At 71.2% G+C, this 19,201-nt stretch carries 20 protein-coding genes; 14 read left to right on the top strand and 6 right to left on the bottom strand.

Annotated features, from left to right (window positions below; all coding sequences use genetic code 11):
- Window positions 1–101 precede the first annotated feature (101 nt).
- Window positions 102–830, bottom strand: a complete 729-nt coding sequence (locus AC3CBB_RS11625) for an SDR family oxidoreductase (protein WP_488624689.1) — start codon at window positions 828–830, stop codon at window positions 102–104.
- A 147-nt stretch (window positions 831–977) separates the two neighbouring features.
- Here AC3CBB_RS11625 and AC3CBB_RS11620 point away from each other — a divergent pair, with 147 nt between their 5' ends.
- Both AC3CBB_RS11620 and AC3CBB_RS11615 read left to right on the top strand, forming a co-directional pair.
- The gene (locus tag AC3CBB_RS11620) at window positions 978–1,907 is read left to right on the top strand and encodes an AraC family transcriptional regulator (RefSeq protein ID WP_488624688.1); all 930 of its coding nucleotides are present in this window, start codon (window positions 978–980) and stop codon (window positions 1,905–1,907) included.
- Window positions 1,908–1,969: 62 nt separating this feature from the next.
- Window positions 1,970–2,872 carry a carbohydrate kinase family protein gene (locus tag AC3CBB_RS11615; protein WP_488624687.1) on the top strand — a complete coding sequence of 301 codons (903 nt, stop codon included), beginning with the start codon at window positions 1,970–1,972 and terminating at the stop codon, window positions 2,870–2,872.
- Between the two features lie 111 nt (window positions 2,873–2,983).
- On the opposite strand, the gene AC3CBB_RS11610 is transcribed toward AC3CBB_RS11615, so the two are convergent.
- On the bottom strand, window positions 2,984–4,222 hold the full coding sequence (locus AC3CBB_RS11610) for an MFS transporter (protein WP_488624686.1): 1,239 nt from the start codon (window positions 4,220–4,222) through the stop codon (window positions 2,984–2,986).
- Between the two features lie 64 nt (window positions 4,223–4,286).
- Here AC3CBB_RS11610 and AC3CBB_RS11605 point away from each other — a divergent pair, with 64 nt between their 5' ends.
- The 5 genes from AC3CBB_RS11605 to AC3CBB_RS11585 all read left to right on the top strand — a co-directional run bounded on the left by AC3CBB_RS11605 (window position 4,287) and on the right by AC3CBB_RS11585 (window position 7,405).
- Window positions 4,287–4,814, top strand: coding sequence for a molybdenum cofactor biosysynthesis protein (locus tag AC3CBB_RS11605; protein WP_488624685.1), 528 nt, complete (start codon window positions 4,287–4,289; stop codon window positions 4,812–4,814).
- A gap of 7 nt (window positions 4,815–4,821) precedes the next feature.
- Window positions 4,822–5,790, top strand: coding sequence for a carbohydrate kinase family protein (locus AC3CBB_RS11600; protein ID WP_488624684.1), 969 nt, complete (start codon window positions 4,822–4,824; stop codon window positions 5,788–5,790).
- 279 nt (window positions 5,791–6,069) lie between these two features.
- Entirely contained in the window at window positions 6,070–6,672 is a 603-nt protein-coding gene (locus AC3CBB_RS11595) for a TetR/AcrR family transcriptional regulator (RefSeq protein ID WP_123505462.1), read from the top strand.
- Window positions 6,673–6,843: 171 nt separating this feature from the next.
- Window positions 6,844–7,200: a hypothetical protein gene (locus AC3CBB_RS11590; RefSeq protein ID WP_488624683.1), complete on the top strand. Its 357-nt coding sequence runs from the start codon at window positions 6,844–6,846 to the stop codon at window positions 7,198–7,200.
- Window positions 7,201–7,264: 64 nt separating this feature from the next.
- On the top strand, window positions 7,265–7,405 hold the full coding sequence (locus AC3CBB_RS11585) for a hypothetical protein (protein ID WP_488624682.1): 141 nt from the start codon (window positions 7,265–7,267) through the stop codon (window positions 7,403–7,405).
- Between the two features lie 15 nt (window positions 7,406–7,420).
- Here AC3CBB_RS11585 and AC3CBB_RS11580 read toward each other — a convergent pair whose 3' ends face one another.
- Window positions 7,421–8,062 carry an NADPH-dependent F420 reductase gene (locus AC3CBB_RS11580; RefSeq protein ID WP_123505460.1) on the bottom strand — a complete coding sequence of 214 codons (642 nt, stop codon included), beginning with the start codon at window positions 8,060–8,062 and terminating at the stop codon, window positions 7,421–7,423.
- Window positions 8,063–8,334: 272 nt separating this feature from the next.
- Here AC3CBB_RS11580 and AC3CBB_RS11575 point away from each other — a divergent pair, with 272 nt between their 5' ends.
- Window positions 8,335–9,024: a transglycosylase family protein gene (locus AC3CBB_RS11575; protein ID WP_488624681.1), complete on the top strand. Its 690-nt coding sequence runs from the start codon at window positions 8,335–8,337 to the stop codon at window positions 9,022–9,024.
- Window positions 9,025–9,126: 102 nt separating this feature from the next.
- Here the strand turns inward: AC3CBB_RS11575 and AC3CBB_RS11570 are convergent, their stop codons facing one another.
- A complete protein-coding gene (locus AC3CBB_RS11570) occupies window positions 9,127–9,345 on the bottom strand; it encodes a hypothetical protein (RefSeq protein WP_488624680.1) in 219 nt (72 codons plus the stop codon).
- A gap of 165 nt (window positions 9,346–9,510) precedes the next feature.
- Between AC3CBB_RS11570 and AC3CBB_RS11565 the strand changes: the two genes are divergently transcribed.
- From AC3CBB_RS11565 to AC3CBB_RS11555, 3 genes are all read left to right on the top strand, one after another.
- Window positions 9,511–10,476 carry an acetylxylan esterase gene (locus AC3CBB_RS11565; RefSeq protein WP_488624679.1) on the top strand — a complete coding sequence of 322 codons (966 nt, stop codon included), beginning with the start codon at window positions 9,511–9,513 and terminating at the stop codon, window positions 10,474–10,476.
- 62 nt (window positions 10,477–10,538) lie between these two features.
- Window positions 10,539–10,832, top strand: a complete 294-nt coding sequence (locus AC3CBB_RS11560; RefSeq protein ID WP_488624678.1) for a putative quinol monooxygenase — start codon at window positions 10,539–10,541, stop codon at window positions 10,830–10,832.
- A 217-nt stretch (window positions 10,833–11,049) separates the two neighbouring features.
- Window positions 11,050–12,279, top strand: coding sequence for a GAF domain-containing protein (locus AC3CBB_RS11555; protein ID WP_488624677.1), 1,230 nt, complete (start codon window positions 11,050–11,052; stop codon window positions 12,277–12,279).
- Here AC3CBB_RS11555 and AC3CBB_RS11550 read toward each other — a convergent pair.
- The gene (locus AC3CBB_RS11550) at window positions 12,272–13,987 is read right to left on the bottom strand and encodes a D-apionate lactonase family protein (protein ID WP_488624676.1); all 1,716 of its coding nucleotides are present in this window, start codon (window positions 13,985–13,987) and stop codon (window positions 12,272–12,274) included. The genes AC3CBB_RS11555 and AC3CBB_RS11550 overlap by 8 nt on opposite strands.
- Before the next feature lie 243 nt (window positions 13,988–14,230).
- Here AC3CBB_RS11550 and AC3CBB_RS11545 point away from each other — a divergent pair, with 243 nt between their 5' ends.
- A complete protein-coding gene (locus tag AC3CBB_RS11545) occupies window positions 14,231–15,142 on the top strand; it encodes an SMP-30/gluconolactonase/LRE family protein (RefSeq protein ID WP_488624675.1) in 912 nt (303 codons plus the stop codon).
- Window positions 15,143–15,160: 18 nt separating this feature from the next.
- On the opposite strand, the gene AC3CBB_RS11540 is transcribed toward AC3CBB_RS11545, so the two are convergent.
- Window positions 15,161–15,901, bottom strand: coding sequence for a FadR/GntR family transcriptional regulator (locus AC3CBB_RS11540; protein WP_488624674.1), 741 nt, complete (start codon window positions 15,899–15,901; stop codon window positions 15,161–15,163).
- Window positions 15,902–16,067: 166 nt separating this feature from the next.
- Between AC3CBB_RS11540 and AC3CBB_RS11535 the strand changes: the two genes are divergently transcribed.
- Window positions 16,068–17,459, top strand: coding sequence for an MFS transporter (locus tag AC3CBB_RS11535; RefSeq protein ID WP_488624673.1), 1,392 nt, complete (start codon window positions 16,068–16,070; stop codon window positions 17,457–17,459).
- A complete protein-coding gene (locus tag AC3CBB_RS11530) occupies window positions 17,459–19,186 on the top strand; it encodes a dihydroxyacetone kinase family protein (RefSeq protein WP_488624672.1) in 1,728 nt (575 codons plus the stop codon). Before AC3CBB_RS11535 ends, AC3CBB_RS11530 begins: the two co-directional genes overlap by 1 nt.
- Window positions 19,187–19,201 lie beyond the last annotated feature (15 nt).

Raw genomic sequence — 19,201 nt, 5'->3', positions numbered from 1 at the left:
CCCGGCCCGCCGGCCCCTACCCCGCCGTTTCGGCTCCGTCCCTCCTGCGCGACAGCGGGGATCTGCCGAAACGGCGGGGCTCGGCGCGTCGTGGCGCTGCCTCAGGCGTTGAACGTGCCGTCGTAGAACGGGCTGGCCGACGGCGCGAGCGCGAGCGAGGCCTTCGCCGTGGCACTCCACTCGTCGACGACGACCTCCGTCGAGCCGGCCTCGACCCCGTCGAGCACCGCGATCACGACGTCGCGGGGTGCGAGCAGCGGACCGTCGTAGCCGGCCATCATCTCGGTGTCGGCGGCTCCGAGGTGGACGCCCGTGACGAGGGTCCCCTGCGCTGCGAGCTCGAGGCGCACGCCGTTCGTCATCGCCCAGCCGGCCGCCTTGGCCGCACCGTACGCGCCGGCGCCGATCCAGTTGAACCACGACAGCGCCGACAGGACGTTCACGATCCCGCCGCCGCCGTTCGCCCTGAGGATCGGCGCGAACGCCCGCACCATGCTCAGGGTGCCGAAGAAGTGGGTGTCCATCTCGCGGCGGATCAGGGCGAGGTCGCCCGCGACCAGGTCGGCGCCGGTCGAGACGCCGGCGTTGTTGATCAGCAGCGTGACGTCCTGAGCTGCCGCTGCCACGGCGTCGACAGACGCCTGGTCCGTGATGTCGAGCGGCAGGATCGCGACGCCGGTCAGCCCGGACAGCTCGGCGTCGACGCCCTCGGGGCGGCGGGCGGTCGCGTAGACCTTCGCCGCGCCGCGCGCGAGCAGCTCTTCGACGAACTGCCGGCCGATGCCGCGGTTCGATCCGGTGACGAGGACGATCTGGCCTTCGATGTTCATTGGTGCTCCTTTTCCGGTGCCGTCCGTTCGGCACTCGTCGAGCGTACGAAGCAGGTGATGCGCAGGTCGATGCCTGGAGAGAACAAATCGATAGCCGATCGACTCATGTGTGCAGGTGCAGAGATGCTTGCCGGCTATCCTGGGGGGATGGACCTCCTTGCCGACGTACTCGCGGTCTCCGGCGTCCGCGGCACCCTCGGCGCCCGGATCGAGGCCACCGCGACCTGGGGTGTCTGGTGGACCGACAACCCGGGCGCCGCCTTCTACGCCGTCACCTCGGGCACCGCATGGCTCGGTGTGCCCGGGCACGACCCCCGACAGCTGATGCCCGGCGACGTGGTCCTCCTTCCGACAGGGGTGGGCCACACTCTGACGAGCCACCCGGGCGCTCCCGCGCCGCTCTGCGACTCGAGCACGGCCGCCCACGCCCGGCGCACGGGCGGGGTGCTCCGGTTCGGCGACGGCGATGTGCAGACGCACATCCTCGGGGCCGCCTACCGCCACGACCCGGCGGTCTCCACCCAGGTGCTGGAGCTGCTGCCGGAGGTCGTCCACATCCGCGCCGACAACGGGGGCACCTGCCTCGACGACACCGTGCGCCTCCTCGCCCGCGAGCTCGCCCACCCGCAGATCGCAGCGAGCGTAGTGATGAACAGCCTGGTCGACATCCTGCTCGTGCAGCTTCTCCGCGTCTGGCTCGCCACGAGGCCTGCGCCGTCGGAGCCGTCGTGGTTCGGGGTCCTCGGCGACCCGCTGATGACCGAGGCGCTCACTCTCGTGCACGCCGACCCCGCCGCGCCCTGGACCACGACCGCCCTCGCGGCGCGACTGAACGTCTCGAAGGCGACGCTCGCCCGGCGCTTCCAGTCGGTGGCGGGCGAGACTCCGGCGGCGTACCTGACGCGCTGGCGCATGGACCTCGCCGCCGTGCGGCTGCGCGACGGCGACGAGCCGCTGGAGGCCGTCGCCGCGGCGGTGGGGTACTCGTCGGTGTACGCGTTCTCGAGGGCGTTCAGCCGGGCGCGGGGTGCGGCGCCGGGGCGGTTCCGCGCGGCGGCTCGGGCTGTGGCGGCGTAGTCGCAGTTCCTGCGCCCCGGGGGTGATGGTTGAGGGGACGACACTGCCGGTACGCTCCGAGCATGAGCAGCGCAGCATTCGTCGTCGGCGAGGCGCTCGTCGACATCGTGGTCGACGGCGACTCCACGGTCGAGCACCCGGGCGGGAGCCCCATGAACGTCGCCTACGGGCTGGCCCGGCTCGGAGTCGGCACCGCGTTCCGCGCCTCGGTCGGCCGCGACGCACGCGGCGACGCCCTGCTGGCGCATCTCGCCTCGGCGGGGGTGAGCGTCGACCCGGCCACGGTGACCTCGCACCGGACCTCGACGGCGGTCGCCACGATTCAGGAGGATCGCCACGCCGAGTACGAGTTCGACATCGAGTGGGCACCCGGGGCGATCAGCGTTCCTGACGACGTCGCGCTGCTCCACACCGGCTCGATCGCGACCGCCCTCGCGCCGGGCAGCGACGACGTGCGGCGCCTGTTCGAGGCCTCGCGCGACCGGGCGCTCCTGAGCTTCGACCCGAACGTGCGGCCCAGCATCACGCCCGACCGCGACGCCGTCCTGGCCACCGTCGACGCGCTGGCGCGGGTGGTGCACGTGCTGAAGATGAGCGACGAGGACGCCGCCTGGCTGCACCCGGGCCTGCCCCTCGACGCCGTGCTCGACCGCTACCTCGGCCTGGGCGTCACGCTCGCGGCCATCACTCGCGGCCCTGACGGTGCGGTCGCGGCCACGTCGACCGACCGGGTCGCGCTGCCCTCGCTTCCGGTCGAGGTCGTCGACACCATCGGCGCCGGAGACGCCTTCATGTCGGGGCTGCTGTTCGCGCTGCTCGACGGCGGGCAAGCCGACTCGGTGCGCGCTGGCGGGCTGGCTGCCGGCGTGCTGTCCTCCGTCGTAGCGACGGCCCTGGCGAGCGCCCGCGTCACGGTGTCGCGCGCCGGGGCGAATCCTCCGACGGTCGCGGAGCTCGGCCCCTAGCGACCGCTGTCCGGGCCGGGCCCCGAACCCACGATCGGGACTCGACACCACGACATCGCGTGGTGTGGAGTCCCGATCGTGGTGTGGTGGGGGAGGTCCGGGCGCGACGGGCTAGGGGCAGGGCACCGCGATGGCGCCGGTCGTGACCGGCACGGCGGCTGCGGCGGGCGCCGGCGCCGACGCCGCGCGAGACGACCCGCTCCGCCCCAGCACCAGCAGCGTCACGAACCCGAGCGCCGCGATGACGGCCGACACCGTGAAGGTGGCACCGTAGCCGCCGAGGCCGAGGGTGACGGCCCCGACGATCGAGCCGCCCGAGATCGCCAGCTGGATCGTGGTGACGAACATCGCCAGGCTGCCCTCGGCGACGCCGGGAGCGGCGGTGGACATCCACGTCTGCATGCCGAGCGGCATGCCGCCCCAGACGAAGCCCCAGACGATGAGCAGGACGAACACGCCGGGCACGGTCCAGGCGAGCAGCGGCAGAAGCACGATCGCGACCGCGAGCAGGATCTTGCCGAACAGGAGCGTGCCGACCAGGTTTCGCGACAGGGCGACGCTGAACGCGAAGTTGCCGGCGATCCCGGCGATGCCGAAGACCAGCAGCGCCAGCGTCACGGTGGACGTGTCGACCTTGACGAGGTCCTCGAGGTACGGCGTGATGAAGGTGTACGCGGTGAACTGCGCCAGGAACACGAAGGCCGTCGCGATCAGGCCGACGCGGGCGCGCTGAACCCGGAACAGCCCGCCGAAGGTGCGGAACGCCACGCGCGAGCTCGACGGGATCGACGGCAGGAGGATCAGCTGGCCGACGAGCGCGACGACCGCGAGGCCGGCGCCGATCACGAAGGCGAGGCGCCAGCTCGCGAGGTTCGCCACGAGCGACCCCAGCGGCAGGCTGACCACGGTCGCGACCGAGACGCCCGCGGTGATGATCGAGGTGGCCTTGATGACCTGCGGTGCCGCGACGAGGCGGCCCGCGATGCCGGCGCCGATGGCCCAGAAGGCGCCGAGGGTGACGCCGAGCAGCACCCGCGCGACCAGGAGCAGGGCGAACGAGCCCGCCATGGCGCCGACGACGTCGGCGATGATCAGCAGCACCATCAGCGACCAGAGCACGTAGCGGCGGTCGATGCGCGAGCTGACGACGGTGATGACGGGGGCGCCGATCGCGGCCGCGATGGCGGTGGCGACGATGAGGAGCCCTGCAGTGCCGATGCCGATCCCGAGGTCGGAGGCGATGTTGGGCAGCAGGCCGATCGGGAGGAATTCGGAGAGGACGAGCACGAACGAGCCGAGCGATACCGAGATCACGCCGAGCCATCCGCGCCTTTCAGGCGACTGGGTCATGCTCGGCCCAAGCTCTAGGAGCGCCGATCCATTCCCCGGTGTCGCGCCGCGTATCGTGGGCCGGGTGACCGGGCGCGACGTGACCATCGAGCTGCTGCTCGCCTCGCCCCGGCATCGCTACGACGGCCGCCCCGCCGACGGCGCCCGGCCGTTCGGCCAGGGGGAGCGCGAGAGCGAGCTGCCCGGCCGTGTCGAGATCCGCGCCGGCCTCGGCATCGTCGGCGACCGCTACTTCGCGAAGCCTGCGCACCGCGGCGCGTCGGTGACCTTCTTCGACGTCGGGCAGCTCGAGACGGCGGCGCAGGAACTCGGGGCGGTCGCGTTCGATCCCGCCCTCACCCGTCGCAACGTGATCGTCCGCGGCATGCCGGTCGACACCCTCCGCGGAGCCCTGTTCTCGCTCGACTCGGGCGCAGGCGCCGTGCTCTTCCGCGGCAACCGCCCCGCCAACCCGTGCGCCTGGATGGACCACGAGCTCGCGCCCGGCGCCTTCGCGGCCCTCCGCGGCCGCGGCGGCATGCGGTGCGAGCCGCTCACCGACGGCGAGCTGACCCTGGGGCCGGCGGTGTTCGAGGTCGTCCAGCCGTCATGATGGACTCGTGACCGAATCACGGACCGACTTGCTCTTCAGCGGGATCGTCTACTGCGACCTCGTCTTCTCGGGCGTCGCCGTGCCCGAGGCGGGCACCGAGGTGTTCGCGAAGGCGTTCTCCGTCACGCCCGGCGGAGTGGCCAATCGCGCCGTCGCGGGGGCGCGCCTCGGCGCCTCGACGGCGCTGCTCGCCGAGCTCGGCGACGACGTGCTCGGGGCCCACATCCGCAGCCTCCTGGAGAGCGAGGCGAACCTCGACGTCAGCCGTGTCCGTACGCTGCCCGGCCGGCAGAGCCCGGTGACCGTGGCTCTGACCGGCGCGCACGACCGGAGCTTCATCACCTACGAGGAGTCGCTCACGGACGCCGAGTGCCAGCGCCGCAAGACGCCTCCGGCCGGGCTCGGCGCGGTCGGAGTCGTGCACGTCGAGCTCGCCGAGCCGGTTCCCGGCTGGGTCGCCGAGCTGCGCGCCGGCGGCACGACTGTCGTGGGCGGCGTCGGCTGGGACTCCACGGGCTCGTGGTCGAGCGAGGTGCTCGACCGGCTCGACGGCGTCGACGTCTTCGTGCCGAACGACCTCGAGGCGATGCGGTACACGCGCACCGACGACGCCCACCTCGCGGCGAGGGCGCTCGGGGAGCACACGCCCCTCGCCGTCGTGACGCGCGGGCCCCGCGGGGTCGTGGCGTACGACGCCGGGAGCGGGACGATGGTCGAGACGGCGGCGGTGGCAGTTCCTGCCGTCGATCCGACCGGAGCCGGCGACGTCTTCGTAGCGGCCCTGATGGTGGTGCTCGGCCGCGACTGGCCCCTCGAGCAGAAGCTGCGATTCGCGGGGCTGTGCGCGTCGCTCTCGGTCATGAGCCTCGGCGGGGCCGCCAGTGCTCCGGTGCCCGAGGCGCTGGTCCGGTTCGTGGAGGAGCAGCGGCCCGAGGGCGACTGGACTTTCGTGTCGGAGTGGGCGGCATCGCTGTAGCGGTCGAGGGTCGTGGACCGAGGTCCGATATGCAGGAACCGTGGTCTCGCTGACATTTGTTTGATACTTTGGAGGAGTCCACGGCATCGGATCAGGGTCGTGGACGACGGCGATCCACGCGATCGCCTGGCGGGGCCGGTCGTTTGGGTCGATCGGCCTCGCCCCTTCCTGCTCGAGGCAACACGAGGTGATCTGTCTGTCCGCCTTTCGGCTGTCATGCGGGGGACGACTTGCTGAGAACCTGGCAGTGGTCGACAGGTGCGTGATTACGTTGTCTCCATGGATCCGCGAGCACGACGAAGCCGCGACCGGCTGACCTCCGCCGTACTGGCCCTCGCCGCGGCAGGTCGCATCGACGACGTGAGCGTCTCGGAGGTCGCCCGAGACGCCGGCGTCACGCGCGATACGTTCTACCGGCACTCCTCGTCGGTCGTCGACCTGCTGGCACTCGCCCTTCACGAGAAGCTCGAGGAGTACCTCCTCGGCTACGTCGGTCAGGGCATGCCCGCGTCCAGCGCGCTCCAGGGTGTGCTGGCGACGGCGGAGGCCGGGCTCCTCCGGCACATCGCCGCTTTCGGGCCCGCGTACCGCGCGGCCCTGCTCGGGCAGAACGGAGCGCCCGTGCGGCGCTCGCTGTCGACGTTCCTGGCCGACAACATCGTCACCGCTCTGACCGCCTATCCGCAGATCGCCCCGCTCCCGGTAGAGCAGATGGACGACCAGACCACTCGGATGATCGCGGCCTATGCGGCATCGGGCACAGTCGGCGCGATCGAGGTGTGGCTGCAGATGGGCGACCTGGACGACATCGAGGGCGCGGTGCACGCCATCGCCGCCGGCGCTCCGACCTGGTGGCGCCTGGCGACGGGAAAGCCCGCGTAGTCAACCCCCGCTCGGGTGGTGGAAATCGACTCGGCTCGCTCGTATGATCGTCACAGGAAGCACCGAGGGTTCCGGCACAGGCCGCCTCGACACGTTCGCCCCTCTTCCGGATCCCGCGGTCCGCCCGCGTCGTTTGCCGAACGGCGCCTGAACCGCCGAGAGAGGTCCGCGATGTCCGAGCTCACCATCGAGTTCGTCGTGCGAGACACGACCGGGGCCATCGTCGCCCTCGTCACCCCGACCGGCGTCATCGACGCCGAGCTCGCGGCGCAGCAGATCCACCGCGGCGAGGCGCACTACTTCGCCGGCCCCGACTCGTACCAGCGGGCGCGAGTGCGCTCGCTGCCTTTCCTCGACGGCCGCTACCTCTACGTGAACTGGGACGGCACGCGCCGCAACAACCTGCACGACCTCGCGCGCGGCCTCAAGCGCATCGAGCTGCGGACGAAGACGCACGCGCATCTTCCCCGCCGCGGCGAGTGGATCGCACGGCTCTTCGGCCGGGCTCGCGCGGCTCTCGCAGCCTGAGCGTCCGCACCCGCGAGCGCGCACGAGAAAGCCCGGCGACAGGAAGGTCGACTACGCTCGGACCATGTCGGTCTTCGCAGTCTTCCTCGCCATTGTCGCCGGGCTCATGGCGGTCGCCCTCATCGCACTGTTCGTCACGATGATCGTGCTCGCCGTCAAGTCGCGCAGTACCGCGACCGCCGCCACGCTGTACCGCAACGACTGACGCCGACGCGCTCGGTCAGACCGTGCGCGGGGCCTTGGCCAAGTTCTCGACGAGCTCGGCCTTCGACTGGCGCACGACGTAGGCCGGGCGGTCGCGCTCGACGCGCCAGCTGTCGGCCAGCGGGCCGACGTTGACGGTGTCGAAGCCGAACTCGTCGTAGAGCTTCTCGACGAACGTGCTCGCGTCGTCGAAGTCGCTCGAGGTCGCGAGTGCGCGGCGCTTCGGGTCGCCCGCCGGGAGGGCGTCCTCGGTGATGTCCTTCGCCATGATGTGGTTGAAGCCCTTGGCGACGCGGCTCGTCGGGAGGTGCCTCTGGAGCATCTCGCTGACCGTGTCGGTGCCTTCGTCGAGAGCGGCGATGTGGCCGTCGCGCTCGAAGTAGTAGTTGTTCGTGTCGATGACGATCTTGCCGGCGAGGGGCTCGACGGGGACCTGCTCGATGGCCTTGAGCGGAACGGTCACGACGACGACGTCGCCGGCCTCCCCTGCCCCGGCCGCGGTCGCGGCGCGCGCCTTCGGCCCGAGCTCCGTGACGAGGTCGGCGAGGGTCTCCGGCCCGCGGGAGTTGCTGATGACGACGTCGTATCCGGTCGCGATCGCCGCGCGGGCGACCTGGCTGCCGATGTGACCTGCTCCGATGATTCCTAGTGTGCTCATGGTGATGGCAACGGCTCCTGCCGTCAGAAAAATCCGTTCTGCGGTGAGAGTTCCCTGAAAATCCAGGCGGAGGGGATTCCCAGGCGCACGATTTGATCCGCACGATGCCCTCGCCTAGCGTGGTGCGTCGTTCGGCCCTCGTCACCGGGGGCCTCGCCGCGGCGCTGCATCTCGCCGTCGGGCCGCCCAGCCTGCAGCAGCCGCTACCTGACCTCTATCGGCAGGGGTGGGCGGCCGACCCTCGAGGTCTTCGGCGTCCCCCTGGAGCATTCATGGCATCGAAGAACACCGCATCGAAGAACACCGCATCGAAGAGGATCGGCCGTCCCCGCGTCCTCCTCGGATCGGCCGCGCTCGTCGCGCTCACCGCCGGCGGAGTCGGCCTCGCGGCGGCCCCGGCCAACGCGGCCGACGCCTCCACGTGGGACGCCCTCGCTCAATGCGAGAGCGGCGGCAACTGGGCCATCAACACCGGCAACGGCTACTACGGCGGACTCCAGTTCACCCAGGGCACGTGGACCGCCAACGGCGGCACCGGCTCGCCGGCCGCCGCCAGTCGTGCGACGCAGATCTCGGTCGCCGAGAACGTCCTCGCCTCGCAGGGCTGGGGCGCCTGGCCGGCGTGCTCGGCGAAGCTCGGGCTCTCGGGCACCTCCGGCGCGGCCGCGACGGCACCAGCGGCTCCCGCGGCACCCGCCGCTCCCGAGACGCCTGCTGCTCCGGCCGCACCCGCGCCGTCCACGAGCACACCGACGACGACCGAGTCGAGCACGGTGCCCGCACCGGCGATCACGCCGGTCAAGACCAGCGGCAAGACCTACGCCGTGAAGTCGGGCGACACGCTCGCGACGATCGCCACGCACCTCGACGGCGGATGGCAGGAACTCGCCGGCGCCAACACGACCACGGTCACCGACCCGGACCTCATCTACCCGGGCCAGAAGCTCGAGCTCCCGGCCTAGTCGACGGCACGCCACGAGATGGCCGTCCCGGTCGTCACTCCCTGCGGGGTGCGACCGGGGCGGCCATCTCGCCTGCGGTCGGGTCGTAGCGCGTCGAGCGGTCTAGTGCCGGTGCTTCCAGAGGTAGGGGAGGAAGAACGCCAGATTGGCGCTGCCTCCCATGCTCGATCGCATGATGACCTCGGTCTCGCGGTCGAACTCCTCGGCGGGGTCCTGCGCGGCCGATTGCTCGTGCGTGGGAGCGATGTACGAGCACTGCTCGATGAGCAGCTTCATCTCGCGCTTCGCTTCGCGGGCGAACCGTCGTGTCTCGTGGTCCATTGGTCTTCGTCGCCTCTCTGCGCCGCCTACCGGGAGCCCTGGGGCTCCGAGTCGCCGACTCCGATGTCGACGATGCCTCCAGGGTACGACTCTCCCCGGGAGAACGGCCACCCGTCGCGGCTTCGCCCTGCGGCTCGCGTCGCGGCGGCTGGCTAGGCTGTGGGCATGTTCGTCGACATGCCCGAAGAAGAGCTCCGCCGCTACAGCAGCAGCCAGGTCGATCCCGTCGACTTCGACGAGTTCTGGGCGGCCACCCTCGACAGCACCCGGTCTCACGATCTCGGCCTCGCCGTGGTGCCCGTCGACACCGGCCTGGCCACCGTCGACGTGTTCGACGTGACGTTCGCCGGGTACGAGGGGCAGCCGGTCCGGGCGTGGCTGCGCGTGCCGCACGGCGCCTCGGCGCCGCTTCCGGCCGTCGTGCAGTTCGTCGGGTACGGCGGCGGCCGAGGGCGTGCCGTCGAGAATCTCTTCTGGTCGTCGGCCGGCTACGCGCACCTCCAGATGGACACCCGGGGGCAGGGCTCGGCGTGGAGCGAGGGCGCGACCGCCGACCCCGATGGCGGCGGCCCCCAGTTCCCGGGCTTCCTGACCCGGGGTATCGACAGCCGCGAGACGTACTACTACCGCCGCGTGTTCGCGGACGCTGTCCGTGCGGTCGAGGCGGCTCGCACGCTGCCGGCGATCGATGCCGATCGGGTGGTCGTGCTCGGCGGCAGCCAGGGCGGAGGCATCGCGCTCGCCGTAGCCGGTCTCGTTCCCGGGCTGGCCGCAGCGTTCCCGCGCGTGCCCTTCCTCTGCGACTTCCCGCGCGCGACCGTCATGACCGATGCCGATCCCTACAAGGAGATCGGCCGGTACCTGGCCGTGCACCGCGACCGGGTCGACGCCGTGCACGGCGTGCTCGCCTACTTCGACGGCGTCAACTTCGCCCGCCGTGCGACCGCGCCCGCGTGGTTCACGACGGCGCTGATGGACCCGATCTGCCCGCCCTCGACCGTCTTCGGCGCGTTCAACGTCTACGGCGGCGAGAAGGCGATCACCGTCTGGCCGTACAACGGCCACGAGGGCGGCGACGTCTTCGACGACGAGGCGCAGCTGGCTGTTCTCCGACAGGTGCTGCCGGTCTGACGACGCGAGAGCATGATGGATCGACGCCGCCGATCGGAGCGGCCCGACGAACGGAACGACCCATGACGATGACCGTGCTCCTCGAGATGACCCTCAACACCGACGTCGCCAGCGCGACCGAGGTCATCCGCGAGGTCCTGACTCAGACGCGTGACCGCGAGGGCAACACCGGCATCGACATCCTGATCGACGACGACGACCCGTCGAAGATCGTGATCGTGGAGTCGTGGGCGACCGTCGAGGCGCGCACCGCCTACGCCGAATGGAGGCAGACCCCGGAGGGGGCCAACCGCCTCGGATCGATCATGGCCGCGCCGCCGGTCTTCCGCACCTTCACCGAGGGCATCGAGCTCTAGGAGGGCATCGAGCTCCAGCGGCGCGGGCCGCGACGAGGGCCTTCGCACAGTCTTCGGACCGGAGGCGGATGTCGGCGGCCCCCACTTCTGGTGCTTGCCACATCTATTCGACAGACGTACGGTTGCCCCAACCCAGCCACAAGGGGTCGGTCGTTCACTACGGATCAGGACGACAAGACGACCTCCGGCGAACCGAACCAACCACTCGGAGCAACCCATGTCCCAGCTCGTCCCTGCCCTCCTGCGCCCCGCGCGGGTCCAGCGCTACCGACTCGTCGGCGACGGACCCTCGTCCGTCCCCCGACCGCACGATGCCCCCCAGGGGCATGCTCCCGGGGAGAACCCCGACCGCGTGCTCGTCTTCGGAAACGGAATCGCGATGGGCTGGGGCGTCGGCACCCACGAGCTCGCGATCCCCGGCCAGCTCGCCCGCGCTCTGAGCCAGCGCACGGGGCGCGGGGCCGACGTCGACCTCCTCGCCGACATGCGGTGGGACGTCGAGTCGGCCGCGAGCGTGCTCTCCGGCGACTCGCTCGGCGTCTACGACGCCATCGTCATCGTGATGGGGGCGAGCGACGCCTACCGCTTCACGTCGCCCCGCAAGTGGGCCGAGGGTCTGGTGCGCCTCATCGACGCGTTCGAGCGTCACACGGCGCCTCTCACCGGGATCTTCGTCATGGGCATCCAGCCGGTGTCGAGCATCCCGATCTACAGGGCCCGTCCGGGCGGTGAGACCGACCGGTGGGCCGATCACCTCAACCAGCTCACCTTCGCCATCTGCCAGGGTCACCCGCGAGCGCACTTCGTCAGCCCGCCCGAGAACTGCCAGCCGACGACGAGGCAGGGATCCACCGCCGAGGAGCACCGCTACCGATCGCCTGAGCGCTTCCGCCAGTGGGCGCTCACCATGGCCGACGCCATGACACCGCACCTCGAGGTGCAGGCCGCGCCCGAGAGCGAGACCCGCGCGGCGCGCGACCGTCCTCAGTCGCGCGACCGCCGGCTCGCGGCCATCTGGGATGCCGGCCTCGACGGCTCCCCCTCCGAGAGGCGCTTCGACGAGATCGTCGCCCGCGCCGCCCAGGCCTTCGGAACCAGGGGCGCCGCCTTCACCGTCATCGGCGGAGACCGGCAGTGGAACAAGGCCGTGGCCGGAATCGACGCGGGTCCCGAGGCTTCGCTCGAGACGTCGTTCTGCCGCGTGACGATCGAGCACTCCACGCCGTTGGTGGTGCAGGACGCCTGGTCAGACGCGCGGGTTCCCGGGGAGGGTGCGCCTATGCGCTTCTACGCGGGCTACCCGGTCGAGACTGCCGACGGCACCCGGATCGGCGCGCTCTGCGTCTTCGACTCCGAGCCTCGGGAGGGGGAGGACGTCGACGTGTCGATGCTCCGCGAGCTCGCACTCCAGATCCAGCACGAGCTGGGATCGGTGCCGGTCAGCTGAGCCGTTCGTCCCGGTGTGCCACGGTCAGGGGCTCGACGGTCAGCGTCCGGCCGGCGACCGTGACGGTGGCCGGGTCGGCGCCCAGATTGGCAGCGACGACCTCGACCCCGGTCGGGCGGCGCACCGCGATCGCCCACGTGTCCGGCCCCACCCGACCGGCCTCGACGACCTCGCACCCCTGGAACGAGCTCAGGATGCGCAGCGCGTCGGCGGCGGGGTAGGGCGCGCCGTCCGCATCGCCGAAGCCGCGCGGCCCCCACGCCTCGGCGAACGCCAGCGACGCCACGCCGTCGACGGTCAGTGCGGCGGCCGAGGCGACCAGCCAGGCGGCGAAGAACGGCTCGCGCTGCAGCGGGTCGGACGATCCCCACGTGAGCGCGGCTCCTGATCCGTCGCGCTCCGGGTCGTCCGGCGCGGGTGCCGGCGCCGAGGTCGCGACGGCGTTGAACCGCGCGCGGAGCGAGATCGGGCCGACGTGCACGGGGCGGCCCGCGGCGATCCGCACGGCCTGCTCGGCGACGGTGCGCTGAAGGGCGATCGACTCGACCTTCTGCGTCGTCGACCAGTCGTGCATGCCCGCGGTGACCGAGAACGTCACGCCGACCAGGTCGTCGGGCAGGGACTGCGAGGTGCGGTTGAGCTCGGTGAAGTGAGCGCGCGTGCCGCCGACCAGGGTGCCGGTCAGAGGCTCGCTCGCGGCGAGCTCGCCGAGACGGCGCCAGAGCTCGGGCGTCGTGCCGTGTGTCGCGGCGTCGTAGACGGCCAGCCGGCCGACCGGGACCCCGCAGAGCGCGTGCGCGGCGGCGACGAGCTGCTCCGCGTCGGCTGCGATCAGGCGCACGTCGAGCCGTGCGCCGGGGGAGTCGGCGCGGGCCCGGCTCAGGACGCGCGACCAGGCGGCGCTGGTCAGGTCGAGCTCGACGAGGATCCCGGCGCCCGCGAGCCATGGGAGCAGGCGGCGGGGGCGACCCGGGGCGCTGGCGGCTCCGACGGCGAGCTGCGGGAAGACGGCGGCGGTGCGCGCCTCAGGAGATGCGGCAGCCGGAGGGGCCGGGGCCGTGCCGGTCGGCGTGAGCACGACGGATTGCCTGATCACGGCGCCGGCAGCGACGCGGACCGGGAACGGCAGCGACAGCGGCGTGCTGTAGGTCTTGAACGACGCGTCCGTCCAGTTCCGCTGGTCCTCCATCTCGAAGACGTCGCCCTCGAACCGGAGCTCGCCGCCCGCGAACCGCAGGCCGGCGATGTCGCGGGCTGGCTGGTGCGGGGCGACGTCGACGGGGAACGCGGTGTCGGAGGTCGTCCCGTCGGGGTGCACGACGGTGAACGGCGTGCCCGCGACCGCGGGGGAGTGCAGCACGATGAGGCCGGCTCGGTTGCTGTCGAAGTCGCTGTGCGCGACGATCTCGGCGGCGAGCCGCAGGCCGGGGCCGTCCGGGCGGAGCGTCGCCGTCCAGGTCGCTTTCACCCCGAGGTCGTCGAGCTCGGCCGTCAGCGTGATCGAGCCGTCGCCTCCCCGCGAGAGCGCCGTCGAGGCCGCCGGGATCGTGCGCCAGTCGCGGTCGCGCACGACGACCCGGATCGCGCGCAGGAACTCGCGCCCCGCGTGCTCGAGGTGATCGAACGACGCGTCTGCCACGACGACCGTCCACTCGTCGGTCACCTGGAGTCGTTCGGGCAGCCGGAGCCGCTCGGGGGAGCCGGTCATCTCATCTCCGTCGATGTCGCGAGTGGTGCCACCGCGGCGAAGGGAGCGCGGTGGTAGAGGAGCACTGTGGAATAGGAGCACAGCGGAATAGGAGCACAGCGGAATAGGTGCACAGTGGAATAGGTGCATTGAAGTAGAGGACAGTGAAGTGGAGCGGCTGATCGCGATTGGTCAACCGGTTCTGTTCCAGCGACAGTGTAGGGCGTCCGGCCTGCCGTCGCACTCGCGATTCGAAGGAGAATCATGACCCGTCTCACCGACCTCGCCGACGCGGGACTCGTCCCGGCCGGAGCCGCACCCGAGCGCCTCGCCACCGGCGCCATCTGGTCGGAGGGGCCGTGCTGGATCCCGGCGAGCCGCACGCTGCGCTGGAGCGACATCCCGAACGACCGCATCCTGCAGTGGTCGTGGGATACCGGCGAGATGAGCGTCTACGCCTCGGGCGTCGAGTTCACGAACGGCCGGGTCATCGACGACGACGGCAGCGTCGTGCAGTGCTCCCACGGTCGTCGCCGGGTCGAGCGCGACCGAGACGGAGTCATCGAGGTGATCGCCGACCAGTGGAACGGCTACCGGTTCAACTCCCCGAACGACGTGGTCGTCAAGCGCGATGGCACCGTCTGGTTCACCGATCCGCCCTACGGGATCATCGAGGCCCGAGAAGGTCACCCCGGCTTCCGCGAGTACGGCGACCACTGGGTGTTTCGGGCTGATCCGGTCACGGGCGACGTGCGCCCCGTGGTGCTCGACGTCGAGGAGCCCAACGGCCTGGCGTTCTCGCCCGACGAGTCGGTGCTCTACGTCGCCGACACGTCTTCAGCACGCCAGCCCGCGGGTGTCGGCAACCGCTGCATCCGGGCGTACGACGTGACCGAGGGCGTCCGGTGCAAGAACTCACGGGTGTTCGCGACGGTGGGCTCGGGTCTGGCCGACGGGTTCCGCGTCGACGCGACGGGGAACGTCTGGACGTCGTGTGCGACCGGCGTCGAGGTCTACGCGCCGGACGGCGAGTTCCTGGGTGCAGTGGATCTGCCGGAGCTGACGGCGAACCTCTGCTTCGGCGGACCGGACGGCACGACGCTGTTCGCCGCCGCCTCGACGAGCCTCTACCGCATCGCGACGACGACCACCGATGCGCGCCTGACTCGCCGCTGACGGACCGCTGACCCGCCCCTAGGAGTCGAGGTCGAGGCTCGCCACGCGATCGCCCGCCGTGGTCATGTGCACGCGCATGGCCGCCTCGGCCGCCACCGCGTCGTGCGCCGCGATGGCCTCGTAGATGGCCACGTGCTCGCGCAGGGCGACAGCGCCCTGGTCGCGGTCGCGGAGGCCGCGCTCGACCCAGAGGCGCAGGAGGGAGCGGACGCTCTGCAGGAGGTCGCGCAGCACGACGTTGTCGGCGCTCGCCGCGATCTGCAGGTGGAAGCGCACGTCGGCCTCGACGAAGCGGTCGAGGTCGTCGAGGCTCTCCTTCATGGTCTCGATGTGCCGCGCCAGCATCTCGACCTCGTCGTCGGTGATCCGGCTCGCGGCGAACGCGGCCGCCTGGATCTCGAGCGCGCCGCGGACCTCGATCAGCTCACGGGTGCGCGACGCGGAGAGCATGAGCCCCCAGCTGAGAGTCGTCGGCAGGAGCTCGGAGGTGGAGTCGCGCAGGTAGGTGCCCGAGCCGGGACGGACGCTGACGATCCCGAGGATCTCGAGCGCCGCGAGGGCCTCGCGGACGGCGGACCGCCCCACCCCGAGCTCCTCGGCGAGCTGGCGTTCTGGAGGGAGCCGCGACCCGGGGGTGAGCTCGCCGCCGGTCAGCAGCGAGATGAGCTGCTTCACGACCTCGGCCACGGCGGTCCCCCGGGGCACGGCTTCGATCTCGAGCCGCAGCGTCGCGGGGTCGTCGTCTGGATAGGCCGGCATGGCGTGAAGCCTATCTTTTGGTCAACCAATTCGGGGGCGGGCACACCGGCAGTTTAATTGGTCAACCGGTTGACAGATTATGTTGCGGGAGTCATCATGGTTGCAGTGACGCGGGACGACCCTCTCGTGCACGTCCGACAACGTCGTTGAACGAAATGGAGTCGCAGTGGACGCCCCCTTGACAGCCACCCCCGCGCCGAACGGCGTCGAGAGGTCGGCCATCCGCAAGATCTCGATCCGGCTCGTGCCGTTCGTGGCCCTGATGTTCTTCATCAACTACCTCGACCGCACCGCCATCGGCTTCGCCGCCCCCAACGGCATGGAGGCCGACCTCGGTCTGAGCGCGGCGCAGTTCGGCTTCGCCTCGGGCGTCTTCTTCATCGGCTACATCCTTCTCGAGGTGCCGTCGAACCTGGCCCTGGCGCGCTTCGGCGCCCGCCGCTGGCTCGCCCGCATCATGGTGACCTGGGGCATCGTGGCGTTCCTGTTCACCTTCGCCCAGAACTTCGAGCAGCTCGCGGGCCTCCGCTTCCTGCTGGGCGTCGCCGAAGCCGGGTTCTTCCCCGGCGCGATCCTGTTCCTGAGCCTCTGGGTGCCGTCGAAGCACCGCTCGAAGATTCTGGCCCTGTTCTACCTGGCCCAGCCGCTCACGAGCGTCGTGGGTGCCCCGCTGGCCGGACTCCTGCTCCAGAACGACGGCGTGCTCGGCCTCGAGGGCTGGCGTTTCATGTTCCTCTGCGTCTCGATCCCCGCCGTCATCGTCGGCGTCGTGGCCTGGTTCTACCTCAAGGACAGGCCCTCGCACGCCAAGTGGCTGACCAAGGAGGAGAGCACCTGGCTCGAGACCACTCTCGAAGAGGAGAAGATGGGCACCGAGACCAGCGCCACCGGCATCGGGGGCCACGGCGTCGGCCTCGGCCGCGTCCTGAAGAGCGGCCGGGTCTGGATGCTCGCGTTCATCTACTTCGGGTTCATCTACGGCCTCTACGCTCTCGCCTTCTTCCTGCCGACGATCATCGGCACCTTCCAGGAGCAGTTCGGCACCGAGTTCGACCTCTTCGAGAAGGGGCTCATCACGGCCATCCCCTACGTGCCGGCGGCTCTCGCCCTGTACTTCTGGTCGCGGGACGCCACCAAGCGCGGCCTCAGGACCTGGCACATCGTGATCCCGGCGATCGTCGGCGGCGTCAGCATCCCCGTCGCGCTCTACATGAACTCGCCGGCGGCGACGATCGTCGTCATCGCGTTCACGGCCATGTCGATCTTCGCGGCTCTCCCGAACTTCTGGACGCTGCCCACGCAGTTCCTCACCGGCACCGCCGCCGCAGCCGGCATCGCGCTCATCAACACCATGGGCAACCTGGCCGGCTTCGCGGCCCCGTACATCACCGGGGCGGTCACCGACGCCACCGGCGGGTACCGTGCAGCCATGTTCATAGTCGGATTCTTCATGCTCCTGTCCGCCCTCCTGATGGCGATGCTGTCGCGCAAGCGCCGCGTCGGACCGACCGCCACCGCCGAGAGGCCGGCTGCCGCGACGGCCGCGGGGCTCGGCTGATGACGCGCCTCTACAACGAGCCGTCCGACTTCGCCGACGAGGCGGTCGACGGGTTCGTCGCAGCCAACCGGCGCTGGGTCCGCAAGGTCCACGGCGGCGTCGTCCGCACGGCCGCCTCGGCACCCGGCTCGGTGGCGCTCGTCGTCGGCGGCGGGTCGGGCCACTACCCGGCGTTCGGCGGTCTCGTCGGACCAGGCCTCGCCGCGGGCGCGGCCCTCGGCAACCTGTTCGCCTCGCCGTCGTGGCAGCAGGTCCGCTCGGTCTCGAAGTCGGCCCACAACGGCGGCGGCGTCCTGCTCAGCTACGGCAACTACGCCGGCGACGTCCTGAACTTCGACCGCGCGCAGGCCAGGCTCCGCGAGGAGGGCATCCGCGTCGAGACGGTGACGATCACCGACGACGTCGCGAGCGCCTCCGCCGCCGAGAAGCACAGGCGCCGCGGCATCGCGGGCGACTTCACCGTCTTCAAGGCGGCGGGTGCCGCAGCGGCAGCCGGGTACTCGCTCGACGAGGTCGTCCGCGTGGCGCAGAAGGCCAACGACCGCACGCGGTCGATCGGCGTCGCGTTCACCGGGTGCTCCCTGCCGGGGGCCGACGAGCCGCTGTTCACCGTCCCCGAGGGCCGGATGGCCGTCGGGCTCGGCATCCACGGCGAGCCCGGGATCTCCGAGCAGGATGTCCCGACGGCGGCCGGCCTCGCCGAGCTCCTCGTCTCGACCCTGCTCGCCGAGCTGCCCGACGGCGTCGAGCGGGCCGACGGCCAGCGCGTCGCGGTCATCCTGAACGGCCTCGGATCGGTCAAGTACGAAGAGCTCTTCGTCGTCTACGCGAAGATCGACGAGCTGCTGACCGCCGCGGGCGTCGAGGTCGTCGAGCCGGAGGTCGGCGAGCTCGTCACGAGCTTCGACATGGCCGGCGCCTCGCTGACCCTGTTCTGGCTCGACGACGAGCTGGAGAGCCTCTGGGCCGCCCCGGTCGACGCGCCCGCCTACAAGAAGGGCTCGGTCGACCCCTCGAGCGCCGCAGCCGAGATCCACGACGAGGAGGAGCTCGCCGAGCCGATCCCCGAGTCCTCCGAGGAGTCGCGACAGGCCGCGGCCCTGGTCGTGACCGCCCTGGATGCGATCAAGGTCGTCATCGACGAGAACGCCGACGAGCTCGGCCGGATCGACGCGGTGGCCGGCGACGGCGATCACGGCATCGGCATGCAGCGCGGCGTCACCGCCGCGGTGGAGGCCGCCCACGACGCTCTCGACCGGGGAGCCGGAGCCAAGACCGTCCTCGACCGGGCGGGCGACGCCTGGTCGGACCGCGCCGGCGGAACCTCCGGTGCCCTGTGGGGGTCGGCCCTCGGCGCCGTCGGAGGCGCGCTCACCGACTCGGCCGCGGCGGACGCCGACGCCGTGGCGCGCGGAGTCGCGCAGGCGACCACCGAGATCCTCGAGTTCGGCGCCGTCGTCGGCGACAAGACCATGGTCGACGTGCTCGTGCCCTTCTCGACGGCGCTCACCGAGCGCGTGCAGGCCGGCGAGCACCTGACCGATGCATGGAAGACCTCGGCTGACATCGCCTCCGATGCCGCAGCCGCCACCAAGGACCTCCTGCCCAAGATGGGGCGAGCCCGTCCGCACGCGGAGAAGAGCCTCGGCACCCCCGACGCCGGAGCCGTGTCTCTCGGCCTCATCGTGCAGTCCGTCGCGACAGTCCTCGCGACCTCAACGAAGTAACCCCGAAGGAGAACG

The organism is Frondihabitans sp. OV104 (assembly GCF_057787745.1).
Note: the sequence above shows the minus strand (reverse complement) of the source record. Positions and strands in the feature narration are given on the sequence as shown.